This is a genomic window from Pantoea sp., assembly GCF_039594315.1.
Taxonomy (GTDB): Bacteria; Pseudomonadota; Gammaproteobacteria; order Enterobacterales; family Enterobacteriaceae; genus Pantoea.
The window spans coordinates 1-21,520 of the sequence record NZ_JBCNNP010000050.1; the positions used below are offsets into that span (position 1 = coordinate 1).

Sequence of the window (21,520 nt, forward strand, 5' to 3'; positions counted from 1 at the left end):
CGGCGATGGAGCAGACTTCGTGTGAGATGCCTTCCATCATGCAGCCGTCGCCCATGAACACGTAAGTGTTGTGGTCTACGATGTCATGGTCTGGACGGTTGAACTGCGCCGCCAGCGTGCGTTCAGCGATAGCGAAACCTACCGCGTTAGCGATGCCCTGACCGAGCGGGCCGGTGGTGGTTTCGACGCCCGGCGTGTAACCAAACTCCGGATGCCCGGGGGTTTTGGAGTGCATCTGACGGAAATTTTTTAATTCACTGAGCGGCAGATCGTAGCCGGTAAGGTGCAACAGGCTGTAAATCAGCATTGAACCGTGACCGTTCGACAGCACGAAACGGTCACGGTTGGCCCAGTTGGGATTGCGTGGATTGTGTTGCAAAAAGTCGAGCCACAAGACTTCAGCAATGTCCGCCATGCCCATCGGGGCACCCGGATGACCTGAATTGGCTTGTTGCACCCCATCCATGCTCAAAGCACGGATGGCGTTGGCTCTTTCCCGGCGTGATGACATAAAAAATTCTCCAGAGGTAAGGAGTCGCGATTATTTAGCGTGTGAGACTTGCTCGTAGTAACCGATCTTTTCCACTTTGGCGGTTGAGCCGCCGCCTTCAAACTCTGATGCCAGCCAGGCGTTAACGATATTTTTCGCCAGTTCAGGACCGATGACGCGCGCGCCCATGGTCATGATCTGCGCATTATTGCTCTTACGCGCACGTTCAGCGGAGAAGGTGTCGTGGCATTGTGCCGCGCGCACGCCTTCCACTTTGTTGGCAACAATCGCCACGCCGATACCGGTGCCGCACAGCAAAATACCGCGCTCAAATTCGTTTTTCTGGATGGCGGTGGCCAGTGCAAATGCCACATCCGGATACATCGGACGATCGTTTTGCGCGTCGTTGGTGTAATCGGTCACCACATACTCTTTCTCTTCCAGCAGTTTTTTAATGATGTTTTTCAATTCGATAGCCGCATCATCGGCGCCAATTGCGATGGTTTTCATTGTAGGACTCCTGCAGGGTTTGCATTGACGCCTGCACATTTGTTTCGCAGGCGAGAAGATGTTCATCCACAGCCTGCCATAAAAACAATCATATGTTCAACTGTCGTTCATATGCATCAAGTCAGAATTGAGGCGGGAACTTAACTCAAATGCCCGCTTCAGCGCTTATTGCGCCTCGCATCACGGTAAAACTCCGATAAATTGCCTGAATTCAAATCTCATGAAGCCGCTCACACTTTCGAGAGTTGCAGTTGAGTGATGAGCATTTATCCGTGTAGTGTTCATTTGTTCGCATGACTATACCAATGTACAAGAAGACCCATCGAGGACTCGAACATGTGTCATTTACGCCGTACCTCTCAGTACACCTGCAACCAGCGCCTGCTTTGCGTTTGGTCAACACCAACCAATGAAATGAACACTCACGCACGTCGTGGAGGTGCGTTATGAACCAACAAACAATGACGGCGGTGGAAAAATCCACCATCAAAAAAATCTCCTGGCGTTTAGTGCCTTTCGTCGCGCTGATGTTCTTTATCAACTTCCTCGATCGTACGGCGATCTCCTTTGCCGGTCCGAACGGCATGACGCAGGACCTCGGTCTGACCGCGCTGCAATTCGGTCTGGCGTCCGGCATCTTCTTTATTGGCTACATCCTGTTAGAAGTGCCCAGCAATCTGGCGCTGCACAAGTTCGGCGCGCGTCGCTGGCTGGCGCGCATCATGATCAGTTGGGGAATTGTTTCTCTGCTGTTCACCTGGGTCAGCAGTGTCGAAGGGCTGTATACGCTGCGTCTGTTGCTGGGTATCGCCGAAGCGGGCTTCTTCCCGGGCGCGATTCTCTATCTCAGCATGTGGGTACCGGCGCGCCATCGCAGCAAAATCCTGTCGCTGTTCTATCTGGCACAGCCGCTGACGGTGGTATTTGGTGCGCCGCTGGCCGCATCGCTGATTGAGCAACATGGTTTGTTTGGCATGGAAGGCTGGCGCGTGATGTTTATGGGCGTGTCGATTCCAGCGATTCTGATCGGTATCGCGGCACTGTTCTGGCTGGTTGATTCGCCGCGTCAGGCCAAATGGCTGACCAGTGAAGAGAAAACCTGGCTGACTAATGAGTTGGAAACCGAACATCAGCAGAAGCAGGGCCATCAGAAACACAGCCTGCGTTCGGTGATGGGCAACGGTCGCGTGTGGATGCTGTGCCTGATCTATTTCGGCTTCATCTACGGCCTGTATGCGCTGGCGTTCTTCCTGCCAACCATCATTGCTGGCTTCCAGCAGCAATTCGGCACCACCTTTAACGTGATGCAGAAAGGGCTGATCACTGGCGTGCCGTATCTGATTGCCGCTGTGGTGATGTTCTTCTGGTCGAAAGATGCCACCCGTCGCGGTTGCAAAACCTGGCACATCGCCATTCCGGCACTGGCCGGTGGTATTAGCGTTCCGTTGGCGCTGTATATGGATTCGCCGTTCACCACCATCATGGTAATCGCGATTACCGCCAGCTCGATCTTTGCGGCGTTACCCAACTTCTGGACTCTGCCAACGCAATTCCTGACCGGCGCGTCTGCCGCCGCAGCCATTGCCTTGATCAACACCTTAGGAAACGTGGCGGGCTTCTCCGCGGGCTACATCACCGGTGCATTGCATGACGCCACCAACAGCTACGCCTTGCCGATGTTTGTGGTCGGTGGATTCATGCTGTTGTCCGCTTTCCTCATGCTGTTACTTAACCGTAGTCGCTCGTCGTCTCAGCCGACCTCTTTAGCTCAGGAGCAATAAAATGACTTACCTGTTTAACCAACCTTCAGCCTTTGCCGCTGAGCTCATTGAAGGCTTTGTCGCCGCGAACGCCGATAAAGTCCGTCATGTTCCAGGTGGCGTGGTGCGCAGCACCCGCAGCCAGCCGAACACGGTGGCGGTGATTGTCGGTGGCGGTTCCGGTCACTATCCGGCCTTCGCCGGGTTGGTTGGACAAGGTCTGGCGCACGGCGCGGCGATGGGCAACTTGTTCGCTTCGCCGTCTGCCCAGCAGATCTACAACGTAGCGCGGGCGGCGCACAACGGCGCAGGCGTGCTACTGATGTTCGGTAACTACGCGGGTGACGTGTTGCACTTTGGCCAGGCGTGCGAACGTCTGCGGGCGGAAGGCATTGCCTGTGAAGTGCTGGCGGTGACCGACGATATCTCCAGCGCGAGCAAAGAGGAAATTGAAAAACGTCGCGGTGTAGCCGGTGATTTGTGTGTGTTCAAAGCCGCCAGCGCCGCCGCCGAAGCCGGTCACGACTTAGCGCAGGTGCTGCAACTGGCGCAACACGCCAATGCACGTACTCGCACCTTCGGCGTAGCTTTCTCCGGTTGCAGCTTGCCGGGCGCATCGCATCCGTTGTTCGAAGTAGAAAAAGGGCGCATGGCGCTGGGTCTGGGGATTCACGGCGAACCGGGCATCAAAGAAACCGATATGCCGAGTGCAGATGAACTGGCGGAAATCTTTGTTGAACGCTTATTGAGCGACGTGCCTGCCGACATCACACAAACCGAAGGTCAACGTGTAGCGGTGATCCTCAACGGTTTGGGTTCGGTGAAGTATGAAGAGTTATTTGTCGTTTATCGTCGCGTGGCGCAACTGCTCGACGCGGCAAAATTGCAGGTAGTTGAGCCGGATGTCGGTGAGTTTGTCACCAGCTTCAATATGGCTGGCGCTTCGCTGACGCTGATGTGGCTGGACGACGAGTTGGAAACCTTGTGGCGTGCGCCAACCAATGCGCCCGCTTATCGCAAAGGTAGCGTATTGGTGGCTGAACCATTGAGTGCCGCCGAGCTGGAAGAGAGCAGCGAAGAAGCCTTGCCCGCCGCGACGCCAGAAGCGCAAGAGAGCGCAAAGCGTGTGCTGCATCTGCTGGAAGCAGTGGCCGAAATGTTACAGCGTAACGCGGAAAGATTAGGTGATATTGATGCGGTAGCCGGTGACGGTGACCACGGCATTGGTATGGAGCGTGGTGTTTTAGGTGCGGTGGAAAAAGCGCGTGAAGTGGCTGCATTAGGTGCTGGCGCCGGCAGTTTGCTGTGCCGCGCTGCTGATGCATGGGCAGATAAAGCCGGTGGCACGTCGGGCGCATTGTGGGGCGTAGCGCTGACTGCGCTTGGCACCGCCATTGGTGACCGCGAAGCACCTAATGCGCAGCGTGTGGCAACCGGCGTGCGCGAAGCTAAAGAAGGCATCATGCACTTCGGTAAAGCGCGCGTTGGCGATAAAACTATGGTCGATGTGTTGGTGCCGTTCAGCGACAGCTTAAGTAGCGCAGTTGCCGAAGGCGCATCATTAACCGATGCCTGGCTGACGGCGGCACAAGTGGCGGATAAAGCCGCGCAGGATACCGCGCAGTTAGTACCGAAAATGGGGCGTGCGCGTCCGTTGGCAGAAAAAAGCGTCGGCACGCCGGATGCGGGTGCAATTTCTCTCGCTTTAATCGTGAATACCGTCGGCGATCTGCTAAAAGAACACAGTGCCTCTGAACAAGGAGCTTGAAGCATGTCTCAGCCAAAAATCTGGCTCGGCGTCAGTTTAAAAATGTATTTCGGTTATCAGCAAACGTTGCAGTGGTGTCGTGAGGTGGCGACGCTGGCCGAACGTCCACCAGTGAAAAACGGCGACGTTGGCCTGTTTATTCTGCCCGCGTATCCAGCGATCCCGGCGATTGCCGACATCTTTGCCAATACGCCGGTGCGCTTTGGCGGGCAGGATGTGTGTCAGGCGGAGAATGGTGCGTGGACCGGTGAAGTCAGCGCCAGCATGCTGCAAGAATTAGGCTGTTCGCTGGCGGAAATTGGTCACGCGGAACGCCGTCGCCATTTCCATGAAGATAAAGCGCAGATTGCCGCCAAAGTGGCGATGTCACTGCGTCACGGGTTAACGCCAGTGTTGTGTATCGGTGAAGAGCAGCAGGCAGAACCGCAGCAGGCGATTGCGCTGTGCGAACAACAGTTAGCGGAAGCGCTGGCCGATGCGGTGGCGCAAGGATTAACCGGCGAGGTGTTCTTCGCCTATGAACCGCAATGGGCAATTGGCGCGCCGCAACCGGCCCCCGACAGCTACATTCGTGCAGTGTGTGCCGGATTGCAGCAACTGGCGACACCGGCGGGCATCACGTTAAAAATCATTTACGGCGGCAGTGCCGGTCCGGGACTGATTCAGCGCCTCGGCGCGGACGTCAATGGCCTGTTCCTCGGTCGCTTTGCCCATGATCCACAAGCGTTGGCACAAATTATTGATGAAGCCAGTGAGCTGGCTCAGGAGCTCGGTTCATGAGCCGTATCGGACTCAGCACTTACGCCTTCTTCTGGCGCATGTCGTCGAAAGTAGACAACCCACTGTCGTTGCCACAGATGCTGCAACAGACTGCCGATCTTGATGTGTCGGTATTCCAGATTTGCGATTACCCGGCGATTGAAAGCTGGTCTGACGAACAGCTGCAAGCCTTGCGTCAGCAGGCGGATGCGCTGGGCATCACACTGGAACTTGGCACCCGCGGATTGGGTACGGCGCACCTGCGTCGCTATCTGCATATGGCGAACATCCTTGATGCACGTGTAGTGCGCTCAATGTTCTACACCGCCGATCATCGCCCGTCGCTGGATGAAGCCGCTGAACTGATTTCAGCAGTGTTGCCTGATTTTGCCCGCCAGCAGGTGCGTCTCTGTCTGGAGACATACGAACAGGTCAACAGCGGCGCGATGATGTCGGTGATCAACAAGTTTCTGTCGCCGTGGTTGGGCGTGTGTCTCGACCCCGCCAACTGTGTCGCTGGATTGGAACTGCCGGAGCAGGTGATCGCCAATACCGCCGCGCGCGTCGGCAATCTGCATATCAAAGACTTTGCTTTTACGCGCCGTGATGGCTGGGTCGGTTTCACCTTTGCCGGTTGCCCCATGGGCGAAGGCTTGCTGGATTATGACCGCATGATTGCTGCGGTTCGTCCGGCAGAACGCGAAATTAACCAAATCGTCGAACACTGGTTGCCGTGGCAGGACGATGCCGCGTTAACCTGCGAGCGAGAAGCCGAATGGACTCGCCGCACCGTTGAATTCTTACGTAGTAAACAAGATCAGGAGTAATAACATGAGCGTGCAACTGAAAACTATCACCGTGATTGGCGCGGGCGGCAAAATGGGTATGCGCATTTCTGCCAACTTCCAGAAAAGCGATTACCAGGTATTTTACTGTGAGAATTCGCCGAAGGCGCAAGAGCAGGTAAGCGCACAAGGTCGTGAGCTTTCTGACGCGGCATCGGTGGTGCCATTGAGTGATGTGGTGATTTTGGCGGTACCGGATATCGTGCTGGGCAAAGTATCGGAAGGCGTGGTGCCGCAGATGAAGCCAGGCGCGATTTTGCTGACGCTGGATCCGGCGGCGGCCTATGCGAATCTGATTGCCCATCGTGATGGCATCGAATACGCGGTGGCGCATCCGTGCCATCCATCAGTATTCCTCGAGCGTTACACCAAAGAAGAACACGCTGATGCGTTCGGTGGTATCGCGGCAGTGCAGCACGTGGCTGCTTCCTATGAAACCGGTTCTGATGCGCAGAAAGCCGAGCTGAGCAAAGTGATCAGCGTTATGTACGGCCCGGTGGAAGAAGTGCATTGGGTGACCGTAACGCAACTGGCTTATCTGGAACCTACGCTGGTAGAAACCGTGGCCTGCATGGTCGGCGCATTTATGAAAGAAGCGCTGGATGAGACCGTTAAGCACAGTGGCGTGCCGGAAGAAGCGGCGAAAGCGATGTTGTACGGCCATATTCAGATTGCATTGGCCGTGGCGTTCCGTGCCACCAACCCGTTCTCTGATGCCTGCATGATCGCCATGGAATACGGTCGCGAGAAGATCGTTAAGCCTGACTGGAAACAGATTTTCGATCAGAAAGAGCTGGATATCGTGATTGCCCGCATGCTGAAAATCGACGCAATCAAGCGCTAAGCGTGATGTACCTTGCGACTCGCCTCGCTGCCGTCTGGCGAAGCGAGTCGTATCAATGATATAACTCCTTCCCTAAGCGTTTTGGTCACCATAAATGGCGACCCTACAACGATACGGTACGATTTTGTACGGTTTGCACGATCTCATACAAGACAGGTTACGGATGGAAAAAAACACGCTTTCTCAGGACTCCGAGCTGCTGACGGAAATTGCTGTCGCCTATTATCAGGACGAAATCACCCAGGAGGAGATTGCGCGTAAGTTTGGTATTTCCCGTATCAAAGTTGGTCGCTTGCTCAAGCGTGCGCGCGAAGAGGGCATCGTTGAGATCAACGTGCGCTACCATCCGGTGTTCAGTACCCGCCTTGAACAACAGTTACAAAACCGTTTTCCACAACTGCAACGGGCGTTGATTGCACTGGATCAGCCGGATGCGGAAGAGCAGCGTCGTCAGGTGGCGGCATTAGTGTCGTCTCATTTGGCGCAGTCGCTGAAAGACGACGCCATTGTCGCCGTTGGGCAAGGACGCAATGTGGCTGCTGTCGCCGATTATCCTGGTCAGGTGCCCACGCGTAATTGCCTGTTTATCAGCGGCATTGGCGGTACGCATCGTCCCGGAGATGCCATCAACGCCGATCACATCAGTCGTCGTTTAGCGAAGAAATTTGGTGGCATCAGTGAAACGCTGTATGCACCGGCCTATGTTGAGAACCGTGCGCTGCGTGATGCCTTCATGCAAAACGGCACCATCAAAGAGACGCTGGATCGTGCGCGCAAAGCCGATGTGGCGCTGGTGGGGATTGGCGACATGAACGAAAACAGCTATATGGTGAAACTCGGCTGGTTCACGCCGCATGAAATCATTGATGCTAGCGTCAATCAGGGCGTGACCGGCGATGTCGCGGGTTATGATTTCTTCAATTCGCAGGGCCAGCATGTTGATACGGTGATGAACGATCGGGTGATTGGTTTGAGCATAGAAGAGTTACGCAAAATTCCCTGCGTGATCGCCATCGCCTCGGAAAACACTAAAGCGATGGCGATTCTCGGCGCGCTGCGCACCGGCGCCATCGATATCATCGCCACCACCGCGCAAAACATCCGCACCATTTTGAGTTTGTCACAGTAAAAACGGCACTTTCGCCGTAGGGTCGCCATTTTTGGCGACCGATCAACGAATACTAAACCGACTCAGAATCCAGCAGCGATAATGTATCCAGAAACGCCACGGCAAAACTGCCGGTGCCTTGTGCGCCGGACGCGCGTTGGCTGGCTTCGGCATAAAACGCGTGCGCGGCGGCAACGGCGGTTAATGGATCTGTGGGCGACGAGAGCGCTGCGGCAATCAATGCGCCTAAACTGCATCCCGCGCCGGTGACTTGCGTGAGACGGGCATCGCCACCCGCGACAGATACCGTGCGTGTGCCATCGGTGATGTAATCCACCGGACCGCTTACCGCCATAATGCAACCCTGGCGGCGGGCAAATTCTTCGATAAACGGCAAGGCATCTTGTGAGCTTAAGGTGGTTTCCACGCCTTTACCGCCACCTTGGCCGCCGGTGAGCGCAATCAATTCTGACGCATTGCCGCGAATGGCAGTGGGCTTAAACGCCAGCAATCCCAGCACCACCTGATCGTATTCGCTGGCTCCGGCACCGAGCGCCACTGGATCCAGTACCCAAGGCACACCCGCTGCATGAGCTGCTTGCGCGGTTTGGCTTACCTGATGCGGCGAATCGCTCATCAAACAGGCGGAATTGATCCATACCGCATTGGCATTGGCGCCAAACACCGTTGGCCAATCCATCGCACCGCCAATCGCTGGTGCTGCGCCGACCGCTAATAACACATTGGCGGAGAGGTTAGCGGCAATGTAATTGGTCATGCCGTAGCAAAACGGCTTGGCGAGTTTGATGTGGCGGAGTACGTCACGGACGGCACTATCTTGCCAGGTGAGCTGCTGCATGCAAATTCCTTGGATGAATGGGTAACTAATGCCGCTATGGTAAGGCCGTTCTAACTCATAACCTAATGCTCTTGTTGAGGTTAAGCGCAGGATATATCCTATCTTTTTCCCCTAAGAGAACGCCCGCCTTATGACAACGTCCCGCTTGCTCTCGGTTGAAAATCTCACTCTTCATACTCACGATCAGCGGGTGCTGGTGGATGACATTTCGTTTCATCTCGATCGGCGGGAGATTCTGGCGCTGGTGGGCGAGTCGGGATCGGGCAAAACATTGACCTCGCTAGCATTGATGCACCTGCTGCCAGAGGGCGTTCACCAGGCTGCCGGACGCGTGCTGTTTAACGGCGAAACGCTGGATGCGCGCAAAACTCTGTCGCTGCGCGGTTGCCGTATCGCCACGGTGTTTCAGGAGCCGATGACCAGCATGAATCCGACATTGCGCATTGGCGAGCAGATTGCCGAAGTGTTGGTGCGGCATCGTCAATTCAGTTGGAAGCAGGCGCAGCACGAGGCGATTGCGTTACTGGATCGCGTTGGCATCGTTAATCCGGCGCAACGCGCGCGTCAGTATATTCATCAACTCTCCGGCGGTATGCGCCAGCGCGTGATGATTGCCAGCGCCATCAGTGGGCAACCGGAATTGCTGATTGCCGATGAACCGACAACCGCATTGGATGTGACGATTCAGGCGCAGATTTTGGCGTTGCTGCAAGGGTTGCAACAAGAGATGGGTATGGGGATCTTATTGATCACCCACGATCTGTCGGTGGTGGCGCGCTACGCCGATCGCGTGTGTGTGATGCAACAAGGACAACTTATTGAACAGGGCAATGTACTCGATACGCTCGGCGCGCCAAATCATCCTTATACGCGCAAATTGGTTGTGGCTTCAGCGGTGCATGTTCCTGCCGCTGTCGCTCACGTCGAACAGTCACCCTTGTTAGAGCTGCGCAATATCAGCAAGAGCTATCCCGTACCGCGTCGTTTGCCAATCTGGCCTGCCAAACGCCAAACCGTACTGCATCCCGCCAATTTGAGTATTGCCCAAGGCGAGATTGTCGGTTTGATTGGCGAATCGGGTTCCGGTAAAACCACGCTGGGCAGCGCAGCGATAGGGCTGATTGCGGCTGATGGCGGTGAAGTGCATTTTCAAGGGGAGCATTTGCAAGGTCAGCAATTGAAAACGTTACGTCGTCACGCGCAGATCATCTTTCAGGATCCCTATGCCAGCCTCAATCCGAAGATTTCGGTTGGTGAGCAGATCGCCGAACCGCTGCGTGTTTGGCAACTGCGTAAAGGTGCTGCAATCGAAGAACGGGTAAAAGAGCTGTTGGCATTAGTCGGATTGAAAGCCGAACACGCTGGACGTTTACCTGGCGCGTTCTCGGGTGGTCAGCGCCAGCGTATCGCGATTGCGCGCGCGCTGGCGATGGAACCCAAATTGCTGGTGGCGGATGAAGCGGTGGCGGCGCTGGATTTGTCGGTGCGCGGGCAGATTCTCGAACTGTTTAATTCATTGCGGCATAAATTGGGATTGTCGGTGCTGTTTATCAGCCACGATCTCAGCGCGGTGCGCCAGTTGTGCGATCGGGTGGTGGTGATGTATCACGGCAAGATTGTGGAATCGGGTAGCACGGAGAGCGTCATCAACCAGCCGCAAGACAGCTACACGCGCCAGTTATTGGCAGCCGCGCCGGATATTCAGCAGGCGCTGGCGCAGCGTTCAACTGCCGCGTAACAGCGGCAGTTCCTCATGTTCGGCCCATTCATGCCACGAGCCAACATAGATCGAGACATGTTGATAACCCGCCAGCCTTAATGCCGCCCACACCGTAGCAGCGCGCGCGCCGCGATGGCAATAAACCTGCAATTGGGTGTCTTGAAATAATCCCGCTGCCTGCGCATCGGCAGCAATCTCTTCAGCTGAACGGAAATGCCCGTCGGCGATAACGTCTTCCCAAAACAGCAGTTTGGCGTACGGAATACGTCCGGCGCGTTGGCAACAGGCGTGCGCAAAGCTGCCGTCAAATTCACTGGGACGACGTGCATCAACGTTAATCACGTTTACGCCATCGGCGGCGAGTACCTGCTGGCGGCTACAGGCTAATTCGGCATTCCACGCAGTTTCATGCCCGGTAGCACAGTGCGCCACGCTGCGGCTCAAACCCAAGCCCGGACGCAGCTCAAATCCTGCCGCCATCCAGGCTTCGACACCACCATCAAGAATCAGTGCATCTTCACGCTTGATCAGCCACGCAAACCACGCGCCTCGCGGCGAACGCATGCCCACCTGTTGTTCGAAAAATATTGGCGTTGCGCCCGGATAGGCGCTGAACATCGGTTGCAAGGCAGTTGCGGCTTCGGCGGCCATTAGCGCTAAGCCGGGTTCATCGCAATTTTCGATAAAATAGTCGTACACATTGCAATGCTGCGCGCCGGGTAAGGTGGCGCGTTGCCAATCGGCAAATTCACGCACATCGATCAACAAAAAGGCTTCGCCGCGCGCCTGGCGTTGATGCAGAGATTGCACATCAATAATCATGCATGCCTCCAGAAAACAGCGATTGCAGGTTGCCGAGATGATGGTGCTCGGCGGCTTGCAACACGCGAGCGGCAAGGGCGATATCAAATACATTCAGGCCAAACGAGGAGAAATAGACGCTGTCATCAGCATTGGCACGCCAGCCATCCAGCAGCAGTGTAGCCAGGTCGGCGGCCACTTCCTGGGGATGAAACTCACCGGCGCGATACATCTGGAACAGACTTTTGGCGCTGCGCTCAGCGAAATCCCCCCACGCATCCACTACCACCTGATTACTGGCTTTGATGGCGGCAAAACTCACTTCGTGATAGCCAACCTGCACGATGAGTCGACCGGGACGCACCGCGGAGGCAGCAACAATTGGCTGAGCGGCGCTGGTACAGGTGAGTACCGCGTCATATGGCTGACTTAACGCGTGGGCTAGATCTAGTTCAATCTGCACATTATTGAATGCGCTGAGTTTTTCAGGCGAGCGATTCCACACACCAATCTGATCCAGCTGCGGGAATAATTGCTGCAACATGCGCAGATGCGTTTGTGCATGCAAACCTGCGCCGAGCAGCAGAACACGCTTCACAGCACGCGGTGCCGCTAGTTGCAACGCTAACGCACTGACCGCAGCGGTTCGCGCCGCCGTTAATGCGCCGCTAGCCAACAAGCCGCGCGGAATGCCGCTGTCGGCGTGATTAATTAAGGTGAGGGCGAGTGCGGCAGGTAAAGCATCGGGACGTTGTGGGCGATGTGCGGTCCACTTTACGCCCGCTGCGTTGTACTTGCCGCCGACGCGTGCCGGTAACGCATACGCTTTACCCAGCGGCGTGCCGAGATCGATGTGATTTTCCGCTGGCATTTGCGCCTCGCCGAAACGCATCAGGCGAATAACGGCTTTCACATCATCCAGCGCCAAAGCTACATCGTCGCCACCTAATTGCGCCACGGTGGCTTCGTCCAGCACCCGCATCAGCGCGTCCATTACGGCTCCAACAGGCGGTCAGCGAACGGATAGAGCGCCGGAGAACCGCCACAATGCACGAAAGTCACGCGCGAGCCTTGCGGGATGCGTCCTTGCTCAACTAACGAAAACAAGCCGTGCATCGCTTTGCCGGTGTAGACCGGATCGAGCAACACACCTTCCTGCTGCGCCAGTTGGTAAATGGCGTTGATGCCACCTTCTGACGGCACGCCGTACGCCTGACCGACGTAGCCATCTTCAATCCAGATATCATCGGCTTGCCACTGCTGAGGCCATTGCAGCAGATCGGCGCAATCCTGCGCCATGCCGGCGATACGTGGCTGGAACCACTCGGCTTTGGCGCTGACGCTGATGCCAATCACTTTAGTGTCCGGCCAATATTGTCGCGTACCAACATGCAATCCGGCCAGCGTACCGCCGGAGCCGGTAGGGGCGACAATAAAATCAGGCGCGGGTGTGTTATCAGGCGCAAGCTGTGCCGCCATCTCTTCCACCGCACGCACGTAACCCAATGCGCCGAGCGGCGTAGCACCGCCCAGCGGGATGATCATTGGCGTTTCACCTTGCGCGCTAGCCGCATCGGCGTGCGCCTGCATCGCGCCTTCAATTTGCGTGAAATAGCCGTCGGGATCGAGGAACTGCACCTCGGCCCCAAACAGCTTGTCGAGTAACAAATTGCCTTGCCAACTGGCGGGCGGATTACCACGCAACACCAGCACCGGTCGCATGCCAAACTTGCGCGCTGCGGCCGCCACCATGCGGGCATGATTCGACTGATGCCCGCCGGTGGTGATCACTACATTGACGCCTGTTTTGCAGGCTTCTGCCATTAAATACTCCAGCTTGCGGACTTTATTGCCTCCGCCGCCGAACCCCGTGTAATCATCGCGTTTGATCGTCAGCGTAATCCCAAGTGCCTCACTGAGCCGCGGCAGCGGCTCGTGAGGAGTGGGGAAGAAGCCGAGCGGAACACGTTCAAACTCTTCAACTGATTTCATTTTTGTTACCTATTTTATTATGTACTGCGGTGTTTCCCTGGTGTGGCGCGACCCGGCCAATGGCCGAATCATTGAATGCGGTGAGCCATAAGCTCATGGATTGCTGGAAGCGCTCGAGTCCATTCAGTGTGACGAACTCATTAACGGCGTGCGCGTTGCCGCCGTGACCTAATCCGCCGATCAGAAAAGCTGGCGCGACGTGGGCGAAAGCGTAAGCCGGGGCACAACCTGGCGCCCACGGCCAGATTTGCGGTGCGGCACCCAGCGCGTGATAGCTGTTGATCAGCGCGTCGACGCCGCTGGCGCTGCGGCTAAAGCGCACGCCGGGATAGCGATCAAACAGTTCAAGCTCGCAACCGGTTAAATCGTCTTGCGCTAAACGCTGTTGCGCGCTGGCAATCATTGCGTTCTGATCGAAACCGGGCGGAATGCGGAACGCTAATTCTGCACTGGCGCGGAACGGAATCACGCCGCGTCCACCGGGCGGATCGCTGTGCAATTCAGCCAGCGTTAATACTGCGCTGCCGAGCAGCGTTTGCAGGCAGCTCAGCGTGTCGCCTTCAATCATCAGACGCTGGCTACGGCGAAAACGTAATTCGTCATTGATGCTGAACTGCTCGGCTAAGGTAGCCAGCAGGGCGTTGGCCTCATCATCCGGCGTACTGCGGGCTAACACGCCGCTGTGGGCGGCAGGGGCGATGGCTTGCAATGCATCGACCAAACGCCACGCCGGATTGGCAATCCAACCCGCGTTACTGGCGTGAATAGCCGATGAAGGGCCACCCCAATCGCCGCCGGACACGCTTAAACGTCCGCTGGCCAAGCCGGTAAAGCCGAGATAGACGCGCGGTGCGCCGCCGCCATATTCACACAGCGAGGGGAACAGCACCGCTTCCGCAGGCGCTATTGGGCAAGGTTGCTGAGCCAGATAGCGACGCAACGCGCCGCTGCCCACTTCCTCTTCGCCTTCGAGCAGAATTTCGATGTTGAAATCCAATTGCTGCTGTTGCTGCATGTCGCGCAACAGGATCAGCAATGCCGCCACCGGCCCTTTGTTGTTTTCGGCACCGCGACCAATAAACACCGCGCCGAGATCATCCCATTCACGCACGCCGCCAACAAACGGCGACACCTGCCAACCCGCGTCATCGGCGGGCATCACGTCGTACATGTTGTACAGCACCACGGTTTTGTCGCTGTGGTTATCGATGCGCACATGCACCAACGGTGGAGCGTCGTCAGTTTGCGACGCCACTGTCGTGATAATTTTCGCTTTGAGGTGCGTCACCAGCCACTGTTCCAGCCACGTCGCCAGCTCGCGCTGAACATCAAGCTGCCCAGCTACGCTTGGGAAGCGCGTCAGTTCACTCAGCAAATCAAGCGTGGCATCAAGGCGACTCATAAACGAATCCTCGGGTTCAGCACCAGATAGAGCAGGTCGATCAGCAAATTGATCGCCACAAACACCACCGCTGCCAGTAGCACGATCGCCTGCACCAACGGGAAATCACGGTTCTGGATGGCCTGAATCGCCAGCCGACCAATGCCCGGCCAGGCAAAAATAATTTCCGTCACCAGCGCGCCGCCGAGCAGCGAGGCGAAGTACATGCCTTGCACGGTGATTACTGGAATCAACGCATTACGCAAGCCGTGGCGTACTACGATGCGCCAGGCACTTAAGCCTTTGGCACGCGCGGTACGGATATAATCCTGTTGCAGCACATCCAACAAACTGGCGCGGGTTAAGCGTGCCACCGCGCTCATATAAAACGCGCCGAGGCTGATGGCGGGCATCACCAGCGCGGCGAAAGTGCCGTAGCCGCTGGAAGGCAGCCACTGCAAATGCAGGCTAAACAGCAGAATCAACAGCAAACCGAGCCAAAACACCGGAATTGCCTGCCCCGAAAAAGCCAGCAAACGACAGGCCAAATCCCAGAAGCTGTGCGGGCGCAAGGCGCTGATAATCCCTAACAGCAAGCCGAGTAACGAACTCCACGCCAGCGCACTGATTGCCAGCAGCGCCGTGGCGGGCAAACGCTCGGCTATCAGCGCTAACACCGGCTGGCTGTAACGCAGCGATTCGCCAAAATCACCGTGCAGTACGCCGTTGAGGTAGTGGCCATACTGCCAAATCAACGGCTGATCAAAGCCCATGCTGTGACGGAAGGTGTCGATCTCTTGCTGGCTGGAACCCGGCGGCATCATCAGCGCAGCGGGATCGCCCGTCATATGCAAGCTGAAGAAGATCAGCAGCGATACGCCAAGCAGCACCAAAACTGATTGGCCCAGGCGATTGAGCAGAATATTCAGCATCTCAATCCAACCTGGTATGCGTGCGACGCAGCAGCGCATCGCCAAGTAAATTGCAGCCGATCACCAACGCGGCGATCACCAGGCCGGGATAGAGCACCAGCCACTGCGACAGCAGCATATAGGAGCGACCTTCACCAATCAGATTGCCAAGCGTTGGCGTCGGTGGCTGAATGCCCATGCCGAGAAAACCGACTGAGGCTTCCAATACGATCAAACGCGGAATATCCAGCGTCAGTAACACCACTAATGGCGTCAACAGATTGGGCAAAATATGGCGAGCCAGAATGCGCAGCGGCGAAAAGCCCATCGCGCGCACCGCCTGAATGTATTCCAGCTCACGAATTTCTAAGGTTTTGGCACGTGCCACGCGGGCATAAATCGCCCAACTGGTGCAGCCCATGATCACAATGATGTTGGTGAGCGATGCGCCCATCAACGCAATCACCAACAGGATTAGCAGAATAAACGGCACCGCGAGTTGGATGTCGATTAAACGCATGATCAGCGCATCGACCCAGCCACCGGCATAACCAGCAATCATGCCGAGCGCCACGCCAATTACCGCGCCAATGGCCGCCGCAACCAGCACCACCAACAGCGACAAACGCGTCCCCGCCAGAATGCGGGCTAACAAGTCGCGCCCGAGTTGATCGGTACCCAGCCAATGAGTGGCTTGTGCGCCGCTGCTGCCCGGCGGCATGAACATTTCAGCCAGATTATTGGTTAACGCATCGGGCAACGGCAGCCACGGCGAAAGCAGCGCAGCCGCAATCACGGTGATGAGTAATACGGCGCCAATCAGCGCGTCACCGTAAATCAGGCGACGCGGACGGCGCAGCAGCACGTTGCCCGGCGAAATCATTTCAGCCTCAGATCAAACAGCGGGATGCGCGCATCGACGCGGCCTTTGAAATTCAGCGCGTTGCTGTGCGCATACAAGGTGTCTTCACGATAGAGTGGCAGCAGCGGTTGCTGCGCGGCGACACGTTGCTGAATCTCTTCCAACACCTTTTTACGCTGATCGGCATCGACGATTTGGCGGCTTTGATCGAGCAGTTTATCCAGTTCAGCATCGTGCACGGTGGAATAGGGTTCGCCGCTGCGCAGAATCGGGAACAGCGCGGCGTCGGCGTCCAGCGTTTGCGTTGATCCCCACGCCAGCATGTACATCGGCGCTTGCTTTTGCGCGGCCACTTGCTGGGTATAAACCGACCATTCCGGCACCTCTAATTGCGCTTTCACGCCAACCGCGGCGAGATCCTGCACGATAGCTTGCGCCACATCGGCGCTGGCGATGTAACGGCGTGGTGCCTGGAAGCGCAGGGTAAAGCCATTCGGATATCCGGCCTCAGCCAGCAGTGTTTTGGCCTTAGCCACATCTTGTGTGGTGGCAGGAACGGCTAAGTAACCGAAGTCATTGGCGCCAGCCATGGTGCCGGTCGGCGTACCGAAACCGTGTAGCAACTGTTGGGTATAAGCCTGACGATTCAATGCCAGCGATAACGCCTGACGTACGCGCACATCATTGAGCGGTTTCTCGCTGTCTTTAAGGCCAAGATAAATCGTTAATCCGCCGCCTTTAACTTGTTCCAGCTCGACGTTAGGACGATTTTTTAACGCAGGCACTAAATCGGCGGGCACGCTTTCAATCAGTTGCACTTCGCCGGTCAACAACGCGGTAAGACGCGCGGTCGCTTCCGGAATCGGTCGCCAGGTGACGCGGTCAATCGCCGGTTTGCCACGCCAATAGGTTTCGTTGGCAACCATCACCACTTTTTCGTCGGGAATGAAACTCTCTAGCTTATAAGCACCGCTACCTACAGGCTTGCGTGCAAATTCACTGGCACCGACTTTCTGCACGTAAGCCGGCGGCACAATGTAGGCCGGATATCGGCTCATGCGCGTCGGCAGTAAAGGATCCGGTCCGTTGGTATGGATCTGCAACTGCGTGTCGTTGATCACTTCGACCGATTTGATGGTGCGGATATAGGAAATGGTCGGCGCATGGTTCGCTGGATCGAGAATACGGTCGATGGAAAATTTCACCGCTTCAGCATTCACCGGTTCGCCATCGGTGAATTTTACCCCTGGACGCAAAGTAAATTGCCAGGTGGTTTCGTTGATCGCTTTCCATTCCGTGGCTAAACCTGGTTGCAATGACATGTCATCGGCGCGGCGCACGAGGGTATCGAAAATGTTATCGACCAGGGTGGCAGATTCTTTGAGAAAGCCGGGATCCATTGCGGTGGCCGAGGTGGGCTGCGCAATGGTGAGTTCGGCGGCCTGCACGGCAGGCAACAGAGCAAATAGCAACGCGGTGGTAGCAAACTTCACTGCAGGTCGTCTCATAGCGTTTTCCAAAAAATTGCCAAGGCAAGGTAGTGAAAAGAGTGGCTGGTGCCAGAATCAAGACTGTGCTTATTTGTAATACATGATATATCCTATTCTTGGTGTTGATGGCAACGAAACATTAAAAATAACTTACCATTTGCGAATTTCAGTTAAGGACATCAGAGCATGATTGAAATGGATAAAGCGCAGCGACTGAGTTTGACCGCCCAGGTGGAATCGACGTTGCGTAGTGCGCTGATTGTTGGCAAGTTAAAACCCGGCGCACGGCTGGTGACGCGTGATTTGGCGGCGCAACTCGGTACCAGCATCACGCCGGTGCGTGAAGCATTGTTGCGTTTAGTGTCGGCTGGCGCGTTGGATGCCACGCCCGCAGCGGCTTTTTTGGTGCCGGAAATCTCACATCAACGCTTTGTGGAAATTACGCTAATCCGTAAGCAGCTTGAAGGTTTGGCGGTGCGCTCGGCCACGCCATTTGTCGGTAAAAAACAGATTTCAGAGCTGAAAAAACTGTGCGTGCGCTTTATGCAAGCCAAACAAAGTGGCGATGCGGAAGCAGCCTTGGCCGCCAATCGCGCGTTTCGTTTTACCCTGTATGGTTATGCGCAAATGCCCACGCTGGAAGCGCTAATCGAGCAGCTATGGGTGCAGATTGGCCCGTGCTTCAATTATCTCTATCCGCAACCGACGGCGGTGACGCAAGGGCACCATAATTACGATCGTCTGCTGGAGGCGTTACAAGCGGGGGATGCTGCTGCCAGCGAGAAGATCTTGCTGAAAGCGATAGATGATGGTGCGGAGATATTGAAGCAGCATTATTTTAAGCAGTGAAAATCAAAACGGCGCGATGAATCCCGCTGCTACAAAAACGTGCTGATATTTGTCGCGGCGCAATTCATTGCGCATCCCCGTCACCGCGCAGTCACCACAATGACATAAATCCTTCATTTCCTTTCGCTAGCTTACCGCCATTCTGATTACTGGATTGCGGATGCATGAGCCACCTGTCGCTTCATCACATCACTAAAGCCTGGGGCGAAAAAATCGCTCTCGATGACATCAGTTTTGACGCGGCAGAAGGAAGTTTTGTCGCGTTGCTGGGGCCATCGGGCTGTGGCAAATCAACGCTGTTACGTACCATTGCTGGATTAGAAACCGCCGATCGCGGCACCATTCATTTCAAACATGCTGATATCACCGATCTGCCACCTTCACAGCGCAAACTTTCCATGGTGTTTCAGTCCTACGCGCTGTTCCCACATTTAAATGTGCGCGAGAACCTGCTGTTTGGTTTAAAAGCGCGAGGCGAAGATAAGCTGCATTTTGCTGCGCGTTTGGCAGAAGTCAGCAAATTAATGGAGCTGGATAAGCTGCTGGAGCGTTTGCCATCTCAGCTTTCAGGTGGCCAGCAACAACGTGTGGCGCTGGGTAGGGCGGTAATTGCCAATAACACGCTGTGTTTGATGGACGAACCGTTATCGAATCTTGATGCCAAGCTGCGCCAAAGCATGCGGCGTGAAATTCGTGCCTTACAGAAGAAACTCGGCTTGACCATGTTGTACGTTACCCACGATCAAACCGAAGCGATGAGCATGGCCGACAGCATTATTTTGCTCAACGATGGCCATATTGAGCAGCACGGCACACCAGACGATCTTTACAACAATCCTGCCAGCATTTTCGCCGCCCAATTTATTGGTGCGCCGCCGATGAACATCCTGCCGTTGCAACGCAAAGATGCACAACATTACCTCAGTCATCTAACTGCGCCGGTCGTGGAATATCGCGATACGACGTTGAGCCTGGGATTGCGCGCCGAAGATATCCAACTGATTGCGCTGGAACATGCTGCGCTCACCGCGCGGGTTATTAGCTCTGAATATATGGGCTCGGATACCTTGCTGGTATGCGAATTGGCGGGCATGCCAGAGCCACTGACGGTGAAAGTGCCCGGCATGCAACACATCGCGGATGGCAGCGAAGTCGGCTTGCAGTGGTCTGCCGCGCGGCAATATCTGTTTTTTAGCGACAGTGGCAAACGCTGTGTCGCTGCTGAACAACACATGTTTGTCTCACAGAAAAAATACGCTGTTTAACCGTTGTCATTTGCCCAAGGGAATATCATGTCTGCAATTCGTTACTCACGTTTGGCTTCTGCTGTATTGCTGTGCGTTACGGCTTCGGCGTTTGCTGCCGATCCGGTGAAACTGCAAATGTATTATCCGATCGCGGTTGGCGGCAAAGTCAGCCACACCGTTGATGCGCTGGTGGCTGACTTCGAAAAAGAACATCCAGAAGTCAGCATTCAACCGGTGTATACCGGCGATTACGCTACCACCGTGACCAAAGCGCTGACCGCATTTCGTGGTGGCAATGCCCCGCAGTTGGCGGTAATTGGTGATATCGAAGCCTATTCGTTGATTGATGCTGGTGCCATTGTTGCCGCCAGCGATTTGGCGACGGGTGACGAAGGCAAAAAATGGATCGACGGTTTTTATCCCGCCTTCCTGCGTCACATTGACGGCAAAGTGTGGGGCGTGCCGTTCCAGCGTTCAACCGTGGTGATGTACTGGAACAAACAGGCGTTTGAGAAAGCCGGTTTGAACGCGGATACGCCGCCAGCTAACTGGCAGCAAGTGGTCGATTTTGGTAAGAAACTCACCATCAAAGATGCTAACGGTGTGAGTCAGTGGGGAATTGAAATTCCCTCTACGCCAAATGGCTACTGGAACTTCCAGGGCTTATCTGCCACCAATGGCGGTCGTCTGGATAACGGTAAAGGCACCGCGGTGAACTTCAATACGCCGGGTAACGTTGAAACCTTGCAGTGGCTGACTGATCTGGGCCAGAAAGAAGAAGTGTCGCCAAAAGGCGCGATTGCCTGGGGCACCACACCACAGGACTTTATCAGTGGCAAAACCGCCATGATGGTGACCACCACCGGTAACCTGACAAACGTGCGTGATAACGCCAAGTTCCCGTTTGGCGTAGCCATGTTGCCAGAAAAAACGCAGCGCGGCAGCCCAACCGGCGGCGGCAACCTGTATGTATTCAAAAATGCTTCGCCTGAACAGCAGAAAGCGGCAATGGAGTTTATCCGTTGGGTAACGTCTCCTGAGCAAGCGGCGCGCTGGAGTATCGCTACCGGCTATGTCGCCACTTCACCTGCCGCGTGGGATACCACGGTGATGAAGGATTACGTCAAAGACGTACCGCAAGCCTTGGTGGCGCGCGAGCAGCTCAAATATGCGCAGCCAGAGCTTTCAACCTATAACAGCGTACAGATTCAGGATGCTCTGAATCATGCGGTTGAAGCGGCTGTGACGCAGGCGAAAACGCCAGCCGAAGCGTTGGAAGGCGCGCAGAAGCAAGCCGATCGTCTGTTGAAGTCATACCAATAAT

The 21,520-nt window shown here is 55.7% G+C and carries 19 protein-coding genes and 1 pseudogene; 10 read left to right on the top strand and 10 right to left on the bottom strand.

Annotation, left to right across the window (positions count from 1 at the left end; translation table 11 throughout):
* Positions 1–511: pseudogene (locus ABDW13_RS19515) on the bottom strand (transketolase); the annotation flags it as partial.
* A 30-nt stretch (positions 512–541) separates the two neighbouring features.
* The gene (locus tag ABDW13_RS19520) at positions 542–1,000 is read right to left on the bottom strand and encodes an RpiB/LacA/LacB family sugar-phosphate isomerase (RefSeq protein ID WP_343554200.1); all 459 of its coding nucleotides are present in this window, start codon (positions 998–1,000) and stop codon (positions 542–544) included.
* 446 nt (positions 1,001–1,446) lie between these two features.
* On the opposite strand from ABDW13_RS19520, the gene ABDW13_RS19525 reads away from it, so the two are divergent.
* From ABDW13_RS19525 to ABDW13_RS19550, 6 genes are all read left to right on the top strand, one after another.
* Positions 1,447–2,781, top strand: coding sequence for an MFS transporter (locus ABDW13_RS19525; RefSeq protein ID WP_343554201.1), 1,335 nt, complete (start codon positions 1,447–1,449; stop codon positions 2,779–2,781).
* A gap of 1 nt (position 2,782) precedes the next feature.
* Positions 2,783–4,528 carry a dihydroxyacetone kinase family protein gene (locus ABDW13_RS19530; protein WP_343554202.1) on the top strand — a complete coding sequence of 582 codons (1,746 nt, stop codon included), beginning with the start codon at positions 2,783–2,785 and terminating at the stop codon, positions 4,526–4,528.
* A gap of 3 nt (positions 4,529–4,531) precedes the next feature.
* Positions 4,532–5,308, top strand: coding sequence for a triose-phosphate isomerase family protein (locus tag ABDW13_RS19535; RefSeq protein ID WP_343554203.1), 777 nt, complete (start codon positions 4,532–4,534; stop codon positions 5,306–5,308).
* Positions 5,305–6,114, top strand: a complete 810-nt coding sequence (locus ABDW13_RS19540; protein WP_343554204.1) for a TIM barrel protein — start codon at positions 5,305–5,307, stop codon at positions 6,112–6,114. Before ABDW13_RS19535 ends, ABDW13_RS19540 begins: the two co-directional genes overlap by 4 nt.
* Positions 6,115–6,118: 4 nt before the next feature.
* Positions 6,119–6,976 carry a phosphogluconate dehydrogenase C-terminal domain-containing protein gene (locus ABDW13_RS19545; protein WP_343554205.1) on the top strand — a complete coding sequence of 286 codons (858 nt, stop codon included), beginning with the start codon at positions 6,119–6,121 and terminating at the stop codon, positions 6,974–6,976.
* Between the two features lie 163 nt (positions 6,977–7,139).
* Positions 7,140–8,105: a sugar-binding transcriptional regulator gene (locus ABDW13_RS19550; RefSeq protein WP_343554206.1), complete on the top strand. Its 966-nt coding sequence runs from the start codon at positions 7,140–7,142 to the stop codon at positions 8,103–8,105.
* Between the two features lie 52 nt (positions 8,106–8,157).
* On the opposite strand, the gene ABDW13_RS19555 is transcribed toward ABDW13_RS19550, so the two are convergent.
* Positions 8,158–8,943 (bottom strand): hydroxyethylthiazole kinase, encoded by a 786-nt coding sequence (locus tag ABDW13_RS19555; protein ID WP_343554207.1) that lies wholly within the window; start codon positions 8,941–8,943, stop codon positions 8,158–8,160.
* A gap of 130 nt (positions 8,944–9,073) precedes the next feature.
* Between ABDW13_RS19555 and ABDW13_RS19560 the strand changes: the two genes are divergently transcribed.
* Positions 9,074–10,681 (top strand): ABC transporter ATP-binding protein, encoded by a 1,608-nt coding sequence (locus tag ABDW13_RS19560; protein WP_343554208.1) that lies wholly within the window; start codon positions 9,074–9,076, stop codon positions 10,679–10,681.
* Here ABDW13_RS19560 and ABDW13_RS19565 read toward each other — a convergent pair.
* Genes ABDW13_RS19565 through ABDW13_RS19595 form a run of 7 tightly spaced genes read right to left on the bottom strand, consistent with a single transcriptional unit; the run spans position 10,667 to position 18,118 of the window.
* The gene (locus ABDW13_RS19565; protein WP_343554209.1) at positions 10,667–11,485 is read right to left on the bottom strand and encodes a rhodanese-like domain-containing protein; all 819 of its coding nucleotides are present in this window, start codon (positions 11,483–11,485) and stop codon (positions 10,667–10,669) included. The two genes, ABDW13_RS19560 and ABDW13_RS19565, sit on opposite strands and share 15 nt — an antisense overlap.
* The gene (locus ABDW13_RS19570) at positions 11,475–12,458 is read right to left on the bottom strand and encodes an ornithine cyclodeaminase (protein ID WP_343554210.1); all 984 of its coding nucleotides are present in this window, start codon (positions 12,456–12,458) and stop codon (positions 11,475–11,477) included. The genes ABDW13_RS19565 and ABDW13_RS19570 overlap by 11 nt, the downstream gene beginning before the upstream one ends.
* The gene (locus ABDW13_RS19575) at positions 12,458–13,456 is read right to left on the bottom strand and encodes a D-cysteine desulfhydrase family protein (protein WP_343554211.1); all 999 of its coding nucleotides are present in this window, start codon (positions 13,454–13,456) and stop codon (positions 12,458–12,460) included. The genes ABDW13_RS19570 and ABDW13_RS19575 overlap by 1 nt, the downstream gene beginning before the upstream one ends.
* Positions 13,443–14,858 carry a M20/M25/M40 family metallo-hydrolase gene (locus ABDW13_RS19580; protein WP_343554212.1) on the bottom strand — a complete coding sequence of 472 codons (1,416 nt, stop codon included), beginning with the start codon at positions 14,856–14,858 and terminating at the stop codon, positions 13,443–13,445. Before ABDW13_RS19580 ends, ABDW13_RS19575 begins: the two co-directional genes overlap by 14 nt.
* The gene (locus ABDW13_RS19585; protein WP_343554213.1) at positions 14,855–15,769 is read right to left on the bottom strand and encodes an ABC transporter permease; all 915 of its coding nucleotides are present in this window, start codon (positions 15,767–15,769) and stop codon (positions 14,855–14,857) included. The genes ABDW13_RS19580 and ABDW13_RS19585 overlap by 4 nt, the downstream gene beginning before the upstream one ends.
* Before the next feature lies 1 nt (position 15,770).
* Positions 15,771–16,631, bottom strand: a complete 861-nt coding sequence (locus ABDW13_RS19590) for an ABC transporter permease (RefSeq protein WP_343554214.1) — start codon at positions 16,629–16,631, stop codon at positions 15,771–15,773.
* Positions 16,628–18,118, bottom strand: a complete 1,491-nt coding sequence (locus tag ABDW13_RS19595) for an ABC transporter substrate-binding protein (RefSeq protein WP_343554215.1) — start codon at positions 18,116–18,118, stop codon at positions 16,628–16,630. Before ABDW13_RS19595 ends, ABDW13_RS19590 begins: the two co-directional genes overlap by 4 nt.
* Positions 18,119–18,286: 168 nt before the next feature.
* On the opposite strand from ABDW13_RS19595, the gene ABDW13_RS19600 reads away from it, so the two are divergent.
* The 3 genes from ABDW13_RS19600 (at position 18,287) to ABDW13_RS19610 (ending at position 21,519) form a co-directional block, all read left to right on the top strand.
* Positions 18,287–18,949: a GntR family transcriptional regulator gene (locus tag ABDW13_RS19600; protein WP_343554216.1), complete on the top strand. Its 663-nt coding sequence runs from the start codon at positions 18,287–18,289 to the stop codon at positions 18,947–18,949.
* A 164-nt stretch (positions 18,950–19,113) separates the two neighbouring features.
* Positions 19,114–20,214: an ABC transporter ATP-binding protein gene (locus ABDW13_RS19605; protein ID WP_343554217.1), complete on the top strand. Its 1,101-nt coding sequence runs from the start codon at positions 19,114–19,116 to the stop codon at positions 20,212–20,214.
* Positions 20,215–20,241: 27 nt separating this feature from the next.
* Complete coding sequence (locus ABDW13_RS19610) at positions 20,242–21,519, top strand: ABC transporter substrate-binding protein (protein WP_343554218.1); 1,278 nt, start codon at positions 20,242–20,244, stop codon at positions 21,517–21,519.
* The last annotated feature ends 1 nt before the right edge of the window (position 21,520 follow it).

Excerpts from the sequence above, each read along its gene's own strand:
- ABDW13_RS19520 (WP_343554200.1), bottom strand. The coding sequence starts at position 1,000 with ATGAAAACCATCGCAATTGGCGCCGATGATGCGGCTATCGAATTGAAA.
- ABDW13_RS19525 (WP_343554201.1), top strand. The coding sequence starts at position 1,447 with ATGAACCAACAAACAATGACGGCGGTGGAAAAATCCACCATCAAAAAA.
- ABDW13_RS19530 (WP_343554202.1), top strand. The coding sequence starts at position 2,783 with ATGACTTACCTGTTTAACCAACCTTCAGCCTTTGCCGCTGAGCTCATT.
- ABDW13_RS19535 (WP_343554203.1), top strand. The coding sequence starts at position 4,532 with ATGTCTCAGCCAAAAATCTGGCTCGGCGTCAGTTTAAAAATGTATTTC.
- ABDW13_RS19540 (WP_343554204.1), top strand. The coding sequence starts at position 5,305 with ATGAGCCGTATCGGACTCAGCACTTACGCCTTCTTCTGGCGCATGTCG.
- ABDW13_RS19545 (WP_343554205.1), top strand. The coding sequence starts at position 6,119 with ATGAGCGTGCAACTGAAAACTATCACCGTGATTGGCGCGGGCGGCAAA.
- ABDW13_RS19550 (WP_343554206.1), top strand. The coding sequence starts at position 7,140 with ATGGAAAAAAACACGCTTTCTCAGGACTCCGAGCTGCTGACGGAAATT.
- ABDW13_RS19555 (WP_343554207.1), bottom strand. The coding sequence starts at position 8,943 with ATGCAGCAGCTCACCTGGCAAGATAGTGCCGTCCGTGACGTACTCCGC.
- ABDW13_RS19560 (WP_343554208.1), top strand. The coding sequence starts at position 9,074 with ATGACAACGTCCCGCTTGCTCTCGGTTGAAAATCTCACTCTTCATACT.
- ABDW13_RS19565 (WP_343554209.1), bottom strand. The coding sequence starts at position 11,485 with ATGATTATTGATGTGCAATCTCTGCATCAACGCCAGGCGCGCGGCGAA.
- ABDW13_RS19570 (WP_343554210.1), bottom strand. The coding sequence starts at position 12,458 with ATGGACGCGCTGATGCGGGTGCTGGACGAAGCCACCGTGGCGCAATTA.
- ABDW13_RS19575 (WP_343554211.1), bottom strand. The coding sequence starts at position 13,456 with ATGAAATCAGTTGAAGAGTTTGAACGTGTTCCGCTCGGCTTCTTCCCC.
- ABDW13_RS19580 (WP_343554212.1), bottom strand. The coding sequence starts at position 14,858 with ATGAGTCGCCTTGATGCCACGCTTGATTTGCTGAGTGAACTGACGCGC.
- ABDW13_RS19585 (WP_343554213.1), bottom strand. The coding sequence starts at position 15,769 with ATGCTGAATATTCTGCTCAATCGCCTGGGCCAATCAGTTTTGGTGCTG.
- ABDW13_RS19590 (WP_343554214.1), bottom strand. The coding sequence starts at position 16,631 with ATGATTTCGCCGGGCAACGTGCTGCTGCGCCGTCCGCGTCGCCTGATT.
- ABDW13_RS19595 (WP_343554215.1), bottom strand. The coding sequence starts at position 18,118 with ATGAGACGACCTGCAGTGAAGTTTGCTACCACCGCGTTGCTATTTGCT.
- ABDW13_RS19600 (WP_343554216.1), top strand. The coding sequence starts at position 18,287 with ATGATTGAAATGGATAAAGCGCAGCGACTGAGTTTGACCGCCCAGGTG.
- ABDW13_RS19605 (WP_343554217.1), top strand. The coding sequence starts at position 19,114 with ATGAGCCACCTGTCGCTTCATCACATCACTAAAGCCTGGGGCGAAAAA.
- ABDW13_RS19610 (WP_343554218.1), top strand. The coding sequence starts at position 20,242 with ATGTCTGCAATTCGTTACTCACGTTTGGCTTCTGCTGTATTGCTGTGC.